This is a genomic window from Novosphingobium sp. TCA1 (assembly GCF_009811895.1).
Lineage (GTDB): Bacteria > Pseudomonadota > Alphaproteobacteria > Sphingomonadales > Sphingomonadaceae > Novosphingobium > Novosphingobium panipatense_A.
The window spans coordinates 298,700-312,316 of the sequence record NZ_BLJH01000005.1; the positions used below are offsets into that span (position 1 = coordinate 298,700).

11 protein-coding genes are annotated in these 13,617 nt (G+C 64.9%); 3 read left to right on the forward strand and 8 right to left on the reverse strand.

Annotated elements, in window-relative coordinates; genetic code table 11:
• Positions 1-16: 16 nt before the first annotated feature.
• From NTCA1_RS09245 to NTCA1_RS09265, 5 genes are all read right to left on the reverse strand, one after another.
• On the reverse strand, positions 17-3,259 hold the full coding sequence (locus NTCA1_RS09245; protein ID WP_037516031.1) for an efflux RND transporter permease subunit: 3,243 nt from the start codon (positions 3,257-3,259) through the stop codon (positions 17-19).
• Complete coding sequence (locus tag NTCA1_RS09250; RefSeq protein ID WP_037516039.1) at positions 3,256-4,407, reverse strand: efflux RND transporter periplasmic adaptor subunit; 1,152 nt, start codon at positions 4,405-4,407, stop codon at positions 3,256-3,258. The genes NTCA1_RS09245 and NTCA1_RS09250 overlap by 4 nt, the downstream gene beginning before the upstream one ends.
• Positions 4,404-5,672, reverse strand: a complete 1,269-nt coding sequence (locus NTCA1_RS09255; RefSeq protein ID WP_037516042.1) for a TolC family protein — start codon at positions 5,670-5,672, stop codon at positions 4,404-4,406. Before NTCA1_RS09255 ends, NTCA1_RS09250 begins: the two co-directional genes overlap by 4 nt.
• Before the next feature lie 53 nt (positions 5,673-5,725).
• Positions 5,726-6,103, reverse strand: a complete 378-nt coding sequence (locus NTCA1_RS09260; RefSeq protein WP_103097430.1) for a hypothetical protein — start codon at positions 6,101-6,103, stop codon at positions 5,726-5,728.
• A 65-nt stretch (positions 6,104-6,168) separates the two neighbouring features.
• The gene (locus NTCA1_RS09265) at positions 6,169-7,503 is read right to left on the reverse strand and encodes an MFS transporter (protein WP_103097443.1); all 1,335 of its coding nucleotides are present in this window, start codon (positions 7,501-7,503) and stop codon (positions 6,169-6,171) included.
• Positions 7,504-7,594: 91 nt separating this feature from the next.
• Here NTCA1_RS09265 and NTCA1_RS09270 point away from each other — a divergent pair, with 91 nt between their 5' ends.
• Complete coding sequence (locus NTCA1_RS09270) at positions 7,595-7,864, forward strand: metal-sensing transcriptional repressor (RefSeq protein ID WP_037516050.1); 270 nt, start codon at positions 7,595-7,597, stop codon at positions 7,862-7,864.
• A 10-nt stretch (positions 7,865-7,874) separates the two neighbouring features.
• Here the strand turns inward: NTCA1_RS09270 and NTCA1_RS09275 are convergent, their stop codons facing one another.
• From NTCA1_RS09275 to NTCA1_RS09285, 3 genes are read right to left on the reverse strand one after another with little or no spacing between them, the layout of a single operon-like run.
• Positions 7,875-8,600, reverse strand: a complete 726-nt coding sequence (locus tag NTCA1_RS09275) for a superoxide dismutase (protein ID WP_037516052.1) — start codon at positions 8,598-8,600, stop codon at positions 7,875-7,877.
• 4 nt (positions 8,601-8,604) lie between these two features.
• Positions 8,605-10,017 (reverse strand): chromate efflux transporter, encoded by a 1,413-nt coding sequence (gene chrA / locus NTCA1_RS09280; protein ID WP_037516055.1) that lies wholly within the window; start codon positions 10,015-10,017, stop codon positions 8,605-8,607.
• Entirely contained in the window at positions 10,014-10,967 is a 954-nt protein-coding gene (locus NTCA1_RS09285; RefSeq protein WP_080727134.1) for a chromate resistance protein ChrB domain-containing protein, read from the reverse strand. Before NTCA1_RS09285 ends, chrA begins: the two co-directional genes overlap by 4 nt.
• A 127-nt stretch (positions 10,968-11,094) precedes the next feature.
• On the opposite strand from NTCA1_RS09285, the gene NTCA1_RS09290 reads away from it, so the two are divergent.
• Positions 11,095-12,357, forward strand: coding sequence for an alginate export family protein (locus NTCA1_RS09290; protein ID WP_236549199.1), 1,263 nt, complete (start codon positions 11,095-11,097; stop codon positions 12,355-12,357).
• A 413-nt stretch (positions 12,358-12,770) separates the two neighbouring features.
• The gene (locus NTCA1_RS09295; protein WP_037516058.1) at positions 12,771-13,304 is read left to right on the forward strand and encodes a hypothetical protein; all 534 of its coding nucleotides are present in this window, start codon (positions 12,771-12,773) and stop codon (positions 13,302-13,304) included.
• Positions 13,305-13,617 lie beyond the last annotated feature (313 nt).

A 13,617-nucleotide genomic window follows, 5' to 3' on the forward strand; every position in this document is an offset into this window, starting at 1 on the left:
CCGCAGCTGCGACGTCTCAGCCAGATTGTGAAATGACTGGGGTCTGCGCTTGCACTCCATCAAATCGGGTCCGCCATCGATCGACGAATGCAGCAATTGCCGGAAGCACGAGCAATGTGAGCGCCGTGGAGGTTATGAGACCTCCGATCACGACGGTCGCCAATGGTCGTTGAACTTCCGCGCCAGTTCCGGTTGCTAGCGCCATCGGAACGAACCCGAGGCTTGCGACCAGTGCCGTCATCAGCACGGGACGCACGCGCTCCATGGCGCCATCGATGATTGCTTTGTCCCCGCCCGCACCGTCGTCCCGTCGCTTACTGATTGCGCTCATCATCACGAGGCCGTTGAGGACCGCGACGCCTGACAATGCAATAAACCCTACCGCCGCAGTGATCGAGAACGGGATGCCGCGCAACAGCAGCGCGAAGACGCCGCCCGCAAGCGCCATCGGCACGGCCGAGAACACGATGGCTGCGGGAATAAACCCGCCAAGCGCCAGATAGAGCAGCGCATAGATCGCGACGAAGCAGATCGGCACGACTATCAAAAGCCGCAGCCGTGCCGATTGCAGGCTCTCGAACGTGCCGCCCCATTCCGTGTACATGCCCGGCGGCAGCGTCATCGCCCCGATCCGTGCCTGCGCGTCCGAGACGAACCCGCCCAGATCGCGACCGCGAACATTCACCTGAACGGTGACCATGCGCTTGCCATTCTCACGGCTGATCTGGTTGAGACCCTGCGTGTAGCTGAACCGCGCCACTTCCCTCAGCGGGATCGATCGCGCGACCTGCCCGTCCGAAGCGGGCAGCATGATCGGGATAGCCCCCAGCGTTTCGAGATCGTCGCGCTGCGCGTCGGGAAGCCGGACCACGACCGAGAAGCGTCGGTCGCCTTCGAACAGAAGGCCGGCCTCGCGACCGCCGAGCGCCGCGGATACCGTGTTCGCAACCTCCTCGACCGTCAGACCGTAGCGGGCCGCCGCCAGTCGATCGATCTTGACGTCGAACGTCGGCGCACCGTCGGTCTGTTCGGCGCTGACATCTCCCGCACCGGGGATCGAGCGCAGCACGCCCGCGATGCGCCGCGCCTCACCGCTCATCTGGTCGAGATCGTCGCCATAAAGCTTGACCGCTACATCGGCGCGCACGCCCGCAATCAACTCGTTGAACCGCATCTGGATCGGCTGCTGAATCTCGGTGCGGTTGCCGATCAGCGGCTTCATCCGCGCCTCGATGCGCTTGAGGATATCCTCCTTGCTCCGCACCTCGGCCGGCCACTCACTCTCGGGCTTGGGAATGACATAGGTGTCCGAAGCATTTGGCGGCATTGGATCGGTGCCGAGATCGGCGTTGCCGTTCTTGGAAAAGACCAGCGCCACCTCGGGCAGGGTCTTGAGGGCATTCTCGATCTGGAGCTGCATCTGCGTCGACTGATCGATCGAGGCGGACGGCACCCGGAAGTTGGTGACCGTGATGTCCTTCTCGTCGAGCTGAGGCATGAACTCCTCACCGAGCAGCCCGAACGCGAGCACGGCCGCGAGGAATATGCCCGCGCCGCCGAGTACGAACGGCAAAGGGCGAGCGACTGCGCGTTCGAGCAGCGGGGCGTACTTCTCCTTGAACCATCGGATCGGCTTGACCTCTGTCTCGCTGACCTTGCCCTTGATGAGGATCGCCAGCATCGCCGGAACGAAAGTCAGCGACAGGACGAACGCGCTCGCCAGCGCGACCATGAGCGTCACCGCCATCGGCGAGAAGGTCTTGCCCTCGATACCCTGGAAGGTGAGCAACGGCACGAACACGAGGAAGATGATGAGCTGGCCATAGACAGTTGGGCGGATCATCTCCTTGGCCGCAAGCGTGGTCTCTTCAAGCCGCTCGTCCATGCTCAGCAACCGCCCTTCATGCTCCTGTCGTTCGGCAAGGCGCCGCAGGGCGTTCTCGACGATGATCACCGCGCCATCGACGATCAGGCCGAAGTCGAGGGCGCCCAGACTCATGAGATTGCCCGAGACGCCGAGGCCATTCATCCCCGCCGCCGTCATCAACATGGTGATCGGGATGACCGCCGCGGTGATCAGGGCCGCGCGGACATTGCCGAGCAGCAGGAACAGGATAACGATGACCAGCAATGCGCCTTCGACGAGGTTCTTCTCGACCGTCGCGATCGTCGCGTTGACCAGCTTCGATCGGTTGTAGACCGGCTCGGCGAAGACGTCGGGCGGCAGCGCCTTGTTAATCTCGGTCAGGCGCTCGGCGGCGCTGTTGGCGACGATGCGGCTATTCTCGCCGACCAGCATCAGCACGGTCGAGATGACCGCCTCCGATCCCATGCGACTGCCCGAGCCGGTTCGCACCGCGCCGCCGATCACGACCTGCCCGACATCCTTGACCCGCACCGGGGTGCCGCCGCGGGTCGCGACCACCGCTTCTTCGATCTCGCTGATCGAGCGGAGCCGCGCGTCGGCACGCACAAGGAAGCTTTCACCGGCGCGCCGCACATAGTTGGAGCCTGCCGACAAATTGGCCTTCTCCAGCGCATCGGCCAGCTCGGTGATCGAGAGGCCGTAGGTCGCGAGCGCATTGAGGTTCGGCTCGACCAGATATTGCTTCACATAGCCGCCGTTGGAATCGACGCCGGCAACGCCTTTCACGTTGCGCATCTGCGGACGGATGATCCAGTCCTGCACGGTGCGCAGATAGGCTGCCTTCGCCAGTTCGGTAGTCAGCCGCTCACCCTCGGGCGTGAGGTAGCTGCCGTCGGTCTGCCAGCCGGGCTTGCCATCGACATGCTCGGCACCGCCCTTGCCGTCGGGGTGACGAAAGGCGACCGAATAGAAGAAAATCTCGCCAAGGCCGGTGCTGAGCGGCGCGAGATTGGGCTGGACGCCGGCCGGAAGGCTGTCCTTCGCCTGCGCGATCCGCTCGGTCACCTGCTGGCGCGCGAAATAGATGTCGGTCGAATCCTCGAACACGGCGGTCACCTGACTGAAGCCGTTGCGCGAGAAGCTGCGCGTCATCTGCAGCCCGGGAATACCGGCGAGCGCGGTCTCGACCGGGAAGGTCACCTGTTTCTCGATATCGACTGGACCGAGCGTGGGCGCGAAGGTGCTGATCTGCACCTGCCGGTTGGTAACGTCGGGAACCGCGTCGATCGGCAGTTTGGTGATCTGCCACGCGCCGAAGCCGATGACGATGAGCGTGAGGAACGCGACGAGCCATCGTCCGCGAACCGAGAGCGCAAGGATGCGACCGATCATTCCGCCGACTCCTTCTCGAGTTCGGCCTTGAGCAGAAAGGCGTTGGTCGTAGCGATCTGTGTCCCGCCCTTGAGGCCGGAGACGATCGCGACCAGCCCGCCACTGCGCGCGCCTGCCTGCACCGTCTGCGCCCTGAACCCGGCGGCTGTGCGAACGAACACTACCGTGCGCTCGCCGAGCGTCTGCACCGCATCCTGTGGCACCATCACGCCGCTTTTGGTCGCGCCGCCACTGGCGAAGATACGCGCCTGCACGAGCTGCCCTGGCGCAAGCACGCTGCTCCCGGCACTCGCCTCGATGACGACGGTCGCCCCCCGAGTTTGCGCATCGACGACCCCGGTCGACGACCGGACCCGCCCGGCGATGATCGCGCCATCGGCGAGGCTCAACTCGACGCGGTCACGCACCCGCACGCGGGTCGCATCAGCGGGCGGCACGCTCGCCGTGATCTGCAACCGGCTGGGATCGGCGACGCGGAACAACTCAGCTTCGGCGGAGACGAACTGGCCAAGATTTGCCGACGCGGCGGTCACGCGCCCGCTGACCGGGCTCACCACTGCGACCGAGCGGCCGTCACCCGCCACCCGCGCGGCCCCTGCGGCGGCGCTGGCACGCATCGCATCTGCGCGGGCAACCGCGAGATTGGCTTCGGCGGTTTCATAATCGGCGCGCGGGCTGACGCCCTGGGCCAGCAGGCTGCGCTCGCGCGCCAGCTGCTTCGTGGCGAGCGTGACCCGGGCACTTGCCGCCGAGCGGTCGGCGGCGATCGCCGAAGCGTCGCGGCTCTCGACCAGCGCCAGCGTTTCGCCTGCGCGCACCGGATCGCCGATGCGCTTGAAGATGCGAACGACGGTACCGGCCGCGCGCGGTGTCAGCACCGCTTCGGCGTCGGGAGTCGAATCCACCGTGGCGCTGGCTGCGATCGCGGCGTCGAGTTCGCCTGAGGCAGACTGCGCCACCACGATCTGCGAGCTGCGGATACCAGCAGCGTCGATGGCGACATCGTCGCCCGGCTTCGCCTCGGCGGCGGGGGTTTGCGCAGCGGGTGGCGCGGGCTGGGTGAAACGGGCGATGCCGAACCCGGCGCCGGCGGCAAGCAGGAGAGCGACGGCGGAGCCGATATACAGGCGGTTCTTGTCGGAGGTCATGGGATCAGGTCTCCGGTGATGGTGCGGCCCTGGAGGCGGGCGAGCGTAGCGTTGGCGGCGAAGCGCGCGGCGAGCGTGTCGAGCACGACCCCGCGAGCACTGCCGAGATTGTGGCGGGCGGTGAGCAATTCGATCAGCGGTGCCTTGCCGGATTCATAGGCGATCCGGGCGAGCCGATAGGCTTCATCGGCCGTTGCGAGCGACGCTTGCGCGGCCGTCACGCGGCTCTCGCTCGCCTCGGCCTGGGCGATGGCGCCGCGCAGTTCGGCTTCGGTCTCGATCCGCGCAGCCTCGGCGCGCGAGGCCGCTCCCTGCGCCTCGGCGCGGACCGCGGCGACATTGCCGCGATTGCGGTCGAACAGCGGCAGGGGCACCGAGACCCCGACGATCATCGCGGTCGCATTGTCGCGCTCCAGACGGCGCACGCCGAGCTGCCCGGTGACGTCCGGGATTGCGCGCTTCTCCTCGACCCGGATGCGCAGCGCCGCCGCGTCGCGTTCGGCGAGCGCCAACCGGTAGATCGCCGAGCTGCCGGCATCGACCGGGCCGACGATCGCCGGCCGCTCGAACATGGCGAGCACCGAGCCGCTGATGCCGGTAAAGGTCTGGGGCGCACCGGCAAGGGCGGACAGCCGCGCCAGCGCGCCGGTCAAATTGGCGCGTGCGAGGTCGCGATCGGCCCGCAGCGCGTTCAGCGCGGACTCGGCCTGAAGACTCCGCAATCTTGCTTCCTTGCCGACATCAACCAGCGCGCGTGCGAGCTTCAGGTCGGCCTCGGCTTCCTCGACCTCGTCATCAGCCAGTTCGACGCGGCGCTGGGCGATTTCAACCATGGCGTAGGCGAGCGCGAGATCGTGGGCATAGGTCGCCCTGGCACCCGAGGCTCTTGCTCTCGCGACGCCAACCTCGGCCTCTCCGGCAGCAATACGCGCCGAGCGCTTGCCGCCCAGTTCGAACGGCTGGTTATACTGGAGCGTGTTCTCCGCCCCGTCGAAGCCGCGATAGGGCGCGCGGCCCGCGATGTTCTCGGCCATCACGCTGACGGTCGGGTTGGGGCGGGCACGAGCCTGTTCGGCAAGCCCTTCGGCGCGAGCGACATCGGCGGCAATCGCTGCCGAACGGGGTGCGTTCTCGCTGTCGCGCAGCAAGGTGGCGAAGGGCGGCGCAACCTGCGCGCGCACTGACTGGACAAGCAGCAGCGCGCCGCTCGCGACCAGCATGCCGGTCACCGCAATGCGCGGCAGCCGGCCTGAATAGGCTCTCATGGATCAATCCCCTTAACGGCATGTCGAACGCGCGCCAGATCGGCGCCGAGCGTTCAGCCGCGTGGGGGTCGCAATATCTCGACGGGCCTCGCCGAGACCGGCAGGCTGGTGGTGACCAGCGTCCAGCGCAGCGACACGATGAACAGCGTTACGCTAACCAGCGGTCGCGAAGAGAGGTCCACGGTCTGGGCAACGGCATGAGCTGCCAGATGGAGCGCGTCCGACGGATCGGGCTGATCCGAGGGAGCATGGTCATGGTGGTCGGTATCGATGCTCGCGGCATGAACTGGCGCATGGCTGTGCGGCAGGCCGTCATGCCAGGTCGCAAGCCCGATCACGCCGATCATGGCGAGCAGTCCCAACAATGCGGCGACGCACTGCAGACGGCTCGCCGGCGCGCGGCGGGAAGCAAGGACCAACGGTCGGGCCATGGCGCGCAACCTATCGCCACGGTGCATGAGCGGCAAGTAATCCCGCACTATCGCAAATATTGCTGTCATGACCGGCGCGGCCAGCGTGGATGAAGATCGTCGATCACATAGTCGTGTCCCGACTTTCCGTGATCGCGCCAGTGCGGATGATCGGCCGGAAGATCGTCATGATTGTGTTCGACCGTGGTCGCGTCGCGTGCCGGCCAGACCAGCAAAGCCGCAACCGTACCGAAAGCCGCCAGACCCGCCATGGCGGCAAACGCCGCTGACAACCCAGAGGCCGCACCCAGCTGCCCGGCGAGCGGATAGGCTATCAGCCAGCAGACATGGCTGAGCGCGAACTGGGCCGCGAACAGGGCCGGCCGGTCCTCGGCGTTCGCCGAGCGCTTGATGAGGCGGCCCGATGGCGTGATGCTTGCCGCATAAGCCATGCCGAGGAACGGCCAACCGATGAGAATGACCGGCCATGCGAGCGAGTGGCCCGGCGCCGTCAAGCCGGCTGCGGCAAGGCCCGCGAGCAATATGGCCAGCGCCACCGACGCGATCAGCATCACGCGCCGATCGGAAAACCGGTCGAGAATGCGCGGCAGTGCAAAGGCGGCCAGCATCGAACCACCGCCATAGGCGGCGAGCGTGATCGCGACCTCGCGCTGGCCGAGCCCGAGCGCGCGGACGATCACGACCGTGTTGACGATGACCATCGCGCTCGCGGCAGCGGCGGAAAGCGTGACCGCGAGCAAGCCGCGCAGACGCGGCGTGCGCAGATAGATGCGGATGCCGCGCGTGGTCTTGGCATATATGCCGTCGCGGACGGCGGTCGATTGACTGACGAGGCTGGGCAGGCCGGAGCTGACGACGAGCGCGGCCGATGCAAGGAAGCCGAGGGCGGTGCCCGAGAACAACCAGTGGAAGTTTATCACGGTGAGCAGCGCGGCCGCCAGGACCGGACTGGTCAGTGTCTCCATGTCGTAGGCGAGCCGGGAAAGAGAGAGCGCGCGGGTATAGTCGCGCTCTTGCGGCAGCACATCGGGAATGGTCGCCTGAAAGGTCGGTGTGAACGCGGCCGATGCCGATTGCAGGACGAAGATCAGGACGTAGATCTGCCAGACTTCGCTGACGAACGGCAGGAACACCGCGACGCCGGCCCGGACGAGGTCGAGCGCCACCAGCAGGGCCTTGCGCGGTACGCGATCGGCGAAGGCGCCCGCAATCGGCGCGACGAGGATATAGGCGACCATCTTGATGGCGAGCGCCGTGCCGAGCACGGCACCGGCATTGCCGCCGGCAAGGTCATAGGCAAGCAGCCCGAGCGCCACCGTCGCGAGGCCGGTGCCGACCAGCGCGATCACTTGGGCGAGGAACAGATGGCGATAGACGCGATTGGCGAGCACCTCGAACACCCACATCCCATATCCCCCCTGGGGGATACATGTCTATCCCCCCGGGGGGATATTTTCTCGACAGCGATCGTCGCCCGTGGGATAGGATTGCATGGCCCATCAGACCCATTCCTCCCATCCCGCGATCATCAAGCGCCTCAATCGTGCGGCGGGGCACCTCAAGAGCATTGTCGGGATGATCGAGGAGGAGCGCGCCTGCGTCGACATCGCCCAGCAATTGCAGGCGGTGGAAAACGCTATCGCCAGCGCCAAGCGAGCGCTGATCAACGACCATATCGATCACTGCCTCGTCCACGCCGAGGAAGGCGAAGGCCCACAGCACGCGATCGACCAGTTCCGCGCCATCTCCAAATATTGGTGAGGGGCTCTCGTCAGCCGCGCGCGATGGCAGCCGCCCGCGCGTAACGCCGGTCGACCTCCTCCCAGTCGAGATTGGCGAACCAGGCGTCGATATATTTGGCGGCCTGCGTGCCATAGTCCATGTGGAAGCTGTGCTCGTACATATCGAGCACCAGCAGCGGAATGCCGGCGGCCGGCGCATGCATATGGTCCCACGACCAGCTGGTGCCGAGCGCGCCGGTGTGGAGATTGTAGGAGAGGATCGTCCAGCCCGATCCGCCGGCGAGCGACATGGCAGTGCGCCGATATTCGGCCTCCCAGGTCGCGAACGAGCCATAGGCGGCGTCGATCGCCTGCTTGATCCGGCCGCCCGCCTGACCGTTGCCGCCAAGCCCGTCGAAATAGAGTTCGTGCAGCACGACCGAGCCGGTCCGGTGCGCCTCTTCGCGCTTGAGACCGCCATATATCGCTGGCGGCGCATCCTTGTCGGCAAGGGCCGAGGCAAGACGCGACCGCACTGCGTTCAGCGTCTTGACCGACCCCTGATAGTTGTTCTCCCAATGCGATTTCAGCAGTCGCTCCGAAAGGCCGGGCAGCTTGGCGGGATCGAACTTGAGCGGCTTGGGCTGGAAGCTGCCGGTGAAGGCGGGTACGGGAGCGGCGACGCCCGATTGCGCAACCGCACCATCGGCTGCGGCGACGAGCAAGGCGCTCGCTCCAAGGGTTTTTACAGCACCTCGTCGTGTAACGTCGGTCATGGGCTCATACTCCTTGAGCGAAAAGGAACCAGGCCGCGCCGATCGCCGCGGAGCCGGCGAGGACGGTGAGCACACCTAGCTTGAAGCGGAAGATCGCCAGTGCGGCGGCGGCCGACAGCAGCGCCGCCGGCCAGTTGATCGAGGCCAGCACCGGCGCGTCGAAGCGGTGGCCCATGATTCCGATCGGCTGCACGCGGCCGAACAGCGTGTGGATCGCGAACCAAATGGCGAGGTTGAGGATGACGCCGACGACCGCGGCCGTGATCGCGGTCAGTGCTGCCGACAAGGCCTTGTTACCGCGCAGCCGCTCGATGAACGGCGCACCGGCAAAGATCCAGAGGAAGCACGGCACGAAGGTGACCCAGGTGGTCAGGATGGCGCCGAGCGTCGCGGCGATTAGCGGAGCCAGCCCGCCGGCATCGCGATAGGCCGCGAGGAAGCCGACGAACTGCGTGACCATGATCAACGGCCCGGGCGTGGTCTCCGCCATGCCGAGCCCGTCGAGCATCTCGCCGGGCTTGAGCCAGCCATATTGGTCGACCGCCTGCTGCGCGACGTAGGCGAGCACCGCATAGGCGCCGCCGAAGGTCACCACCGCCATCTGGCTGAAGAACGTGGCGATGCGCGCATAGACGTCGTCGGAACCAAGCAACAGGACGAGCGCCAGCACTGGTGCAAGCCAGAGCATGAGCAGCGCGCCCGAGATCTTGAGCGACCACCCGAGATTGGCGCGGGCATGCTCGGGCAGCGCTTCTCCCAGCGCGGTATCACGGTCATGCACGATCGCGCCGCCGCCCGGACCATGGCCCCCGCCGCCGCGAAACGCTGGACTGCCAGATCGGCCGCCGACATAGCCGACAATGCCGGCGAGCAGCACGATCAGCGGGAACGGCGCGCCGAGGAAGAAGATCGCGACGAAGGCGGCGACGGCGATACCGCGCATGACACTGTTCTTGAGCGCGCGCGATCCGACGCGAACCACCGCTTGTACCACCACCGCCAGCACGGCGGCCTTGAGCCCGAAGAACAGGCCCTCGATCAGCGGGACATGCCCGAGTAATACGTAAACGTAACTGAGCCCGAGGATCGCGAGGAAGCCCGGCAGCACAAACAATGTGCCTGCGACCAGCCCGCCTTTCGTCTTGTGGAGCAGCCAGCCGATATAGATGGCGAGCTGTTGGGCTTCCGGCCCCGGCAGGAGCATGCAGTAGTTGAGCGCGTGGAGAAATCGCTCCTCGCCGATCCAGCGTTTCTCATCGACGAGGATGCGGTGCATCACCGCGATCTGCCCGGCCGGGCCGCCGAAACTCAGTGCTGCGATCCGCGCCCAAACCCGCACCGCTTCGCCAAAGGCAATGCCGTGATCATGCGCCTTGAGCCGGAGCGCGATCTGCTCGTCGGTGATAACGCTGCTCATCGCTCGACCCTCCGGGCACTGAAAAAGGCGTGGAACTGGTCGAGCGCATCGCCGGCCTTTGCGATACGCTCCAGATCGTCGTCGGTGGATGCGCACACGCCCGACAGCATCGCGCCGAGACCCGCTGTTTCAGGCCGGTTGAACTTGGCGTCAGCAATGTCGAGGTCGTGGATGATCTCGCCGATTGCGACGAGTCCGGCGTCTTCGCCCAGGCCTGCGCGCATGACGATGGTCTCGAAGCTGCACCGATCCTCTTCATGAGTGAACTCTGCATCGGCCATGTCGAAGCGAAGCTCTCCGGCTTCGGGCGCATAGCTGCGTCCATCGACGAACTTGAAGACTGCATTGCGGTCGATGAACCGGCGGATGAGCCAGGCACAGGCGATGCGATCGACATGCACGCCGCGCCGGGTCACCCAGGTTTTACCGATTAGATCGCGCGGTTCGTCCGAGGCCGGCATCGACCGACTGACGTCGGGATGCTGGTAGCGCTGACGGTCAAGCTCGGCGAGCGCAGCCTCGGCATCCTGCCGCCCATGTGCCCCAAAGAAGTCGAGCATTGCGGCGTCGCCGAGGCGCTTCTCCAGCTTCACGATCTCGGCGCCGCTTGCCGGCCCGGTTTCAAGCAGCAGGCGGGCCGCCTGCGCTATCTCGGAATAATCGGCATCGCGCGCGGCATCGAATAATCCGCGCACGTCGGCATCGCTCTGTCCCGCCAGCAGGATCGCATCGAGCAGGATGGCGTCGCCGCCCGCCACGACGATCTCCTCCAGCAAGACGCGTAGGGTCGCTTCGTTCGCATCGCTCTTGGGAAGGACGTGCACAGCATTCTTGAGCGGCACCGCCCCGATCGTCTGGAGCCTCCGCCAGACCTTCACCCGCAGATAGGGTGGCTTGGTCGGGAGCTGATGGAGCAGAGCCAGCCAGTTCGCAGTTTCGATCGATGCCATAATGGTGCATGTATATCATACAATGCGATTCGATAGAACACATATATCACAACTAACTTGGCTGGTATCAGCGCTGGTCGTGGCTACCGCTCCAGGCGCCGCGCAGGCGCAGCAGGCAGGCGACGGCTTGTCGCTCTCGGGCGCGATGCGCCTGCGCTACGAGGTCATCGACGGTCAGCCGCGTGTCGGATTCAATCAAAGCGATGATCTCGTGAACCTGCGCACCAACATTCTCGCCGAATATCGTTCGGACCATTGGCGTGCGGCGATCGAGCTCTACGACAGCCGCGTGTGGGGCGAGGGTGATGGGACGCCCGTCACCACCAACGAGGTCAACACGCTCGAGCCGGTCCAAGCCTATGTCGCGGGCGACTTCGACAATGTGTTCGGGAAGGGTTCGAAGCTGACGCTGACCGCCGGGCGCATGATGCTCAATCTCGGCTCGCGCCGGCTGGTCGCCGCCGACGACTATCGTAACACTACCAATGGCTATTCCGGGCTTCGCGCGGATATATCGGCGCGCGGCGGTTGGAAGGCGACGCTGATATACACGTTGCCGCAGGTTCGGCTTCCTGACGACAATGCCAGCCTGCGCAGCAGCAAGGTCAGGCTCGACCGCGAGAGTTTCGATCTCGTGCTCTGGGGCGGCCAGATCAGTAAGGCGAAGGCGATCGGCCCGGCGATGGCTGAGATGACCTATTTTCATTTGGGGGAGCGCGATGCGCCAGGCCGTCCGACCCGAGATCGGTCGCTCGATACCATCGGTGGCCGGCTCATCGCAGAACCGCGCGCCGGCAAGGTCGATTTCGAGATGGAAGCACTCTATCAGACCGGTCACATCAGCATGTCGACGGCCGCGCTTGCGCCTTCGCAGTTGGTAAGGGCGAGCTTTCTGCACGCGGATGTCGGCTTTAGCTTTGCCGGTCCTTGGAAACCGCGCCTATCGATCGAATTCGATCGGGCGAGCGGCCACAAACCAGGTGGCCATTACGGGCGCTTCGATACGCTTTTCGGCATGCGCCGCGCCGAGCTGGCACCGGCCGGCCTGTATAATGCCATCGGGCGCGCCAATCTCGTGACACCTGGTGTTCGACTAGAGGCGACACCGAACAAGCGGCTCGACTGGTTAGTCGTTTATCGCGCGATGTGGGCTGACGCGCGTGAAGACAGTTTTTCTACGACCGGCGTCCGCGATGCCGGCGGGCTGTCGGGAAGCTTTGCCGGGAATCAAGTTGAAGTGCGGCTTCGTTACTGGCTTGTTCCTGATCGACTACGTTTCGAATTTGATGGGCTTTTGCTGGCGAAGGGGCGTTTGCTCCGTGAAGCGCCCAACGCACCGGCAAAGGGATGGACGCGCTATGGGTCATTCAATCTCACCGCCGTTTTCTAAGCGACTTAGAATTTTGTTCTGGGAGCCGGGCAATGTGAGTGGATCGCATGGCGGACGCTATCGTAGCGCTGTAGCGTAGGCATATTGCCCATCTTCATCGGGCTGAGCCCGCCAAGCTGTCTCGCAAAGTTCGGGCGTTCTCGATAGATTGCTGACGACCGATGATGGGGCGCGATGCTGATGGTCCGCTTGGACCGGAATGATCGGCCGCTTTCGGCATACCCAGACCTTATAGGGAGCAGTTGTGAACGACTGAGTCTGGTCGGCAGCCGACACCGAGTGAGCGTCAGCTATCTCAGAAACCCAACTCGGAACCGGACGGTCGCCTACCGGCCAGAGCCGGACACATGCGCCTCCTTCGGAAAACACGCTCTCGCATCCGGGAACATACACATGAGCAGCTGCGGGAGCGTTTGCTCGATTGGATCATCGAAGCCGGCCAGGAGCTTCACGAAGAGTGCCCATTCCGTAAGGATCGTCATCACGCCCCGCACGGCTATCAAGGGCGGCGGGAATCCGTCGTCGATGGCATCCCGCTAACGCTGTCGCTGCGTGTGCACTGGTCCGAAAGTGGGCGCCACGACGGGGCGCTGTTTCTCTCGCGAAAGGCAGGGGTTGATATTGAGGAACAGCGACTGATTCGTATGCGGACGGCCTTGGACAAGAAACTGCCCAAGCTGACTGAATGCACGGTTCTGGGCGATACGACCTTCCTCATTCTCGAATGGTCCGACATTGCGCTCAGCAACCATGTGGTCATAGGCCGCGCGCTCGAAGCCGCGCTCGCTGGACGGAGCGACTGCCCAGATTACGTCTTTTTGGCTGATACCGCGACCGAGCAGTGGCACTTCTTCCAGCCCGTCATAGCTGGAAATTCTCGATCGACATGGAGTACATTGAGATCGACAGGCGGATGGAGACCCGTTTGGCGTGACGATCGTGCCTAACGCGGATCTCCACAGCAGCCGCTGTTAACGCGAACTGACGACTTGCAGATGCGCGGATGATCTGCGACCTACGCAGTGTCGTCGATCAAACCCGGCGATGGGGCGTGGAAACCCCGAATTCGGTAGACTCGGTTTCTCTATGAGGCCGGGTGGCATGCGCGCATGTCCAACCCGTGAGGGTAAAGGCGCATGCGCCTGCTCTACCGATCAGGTTTCCAACACCCGGCTTTTGCCGGTCGCCCTTGTCGAAACGTTAGCGTCCGCGCTCGTGGTGTAATTTCCGGTTTAGATTGAGGCGATCGCATGGGGTGGG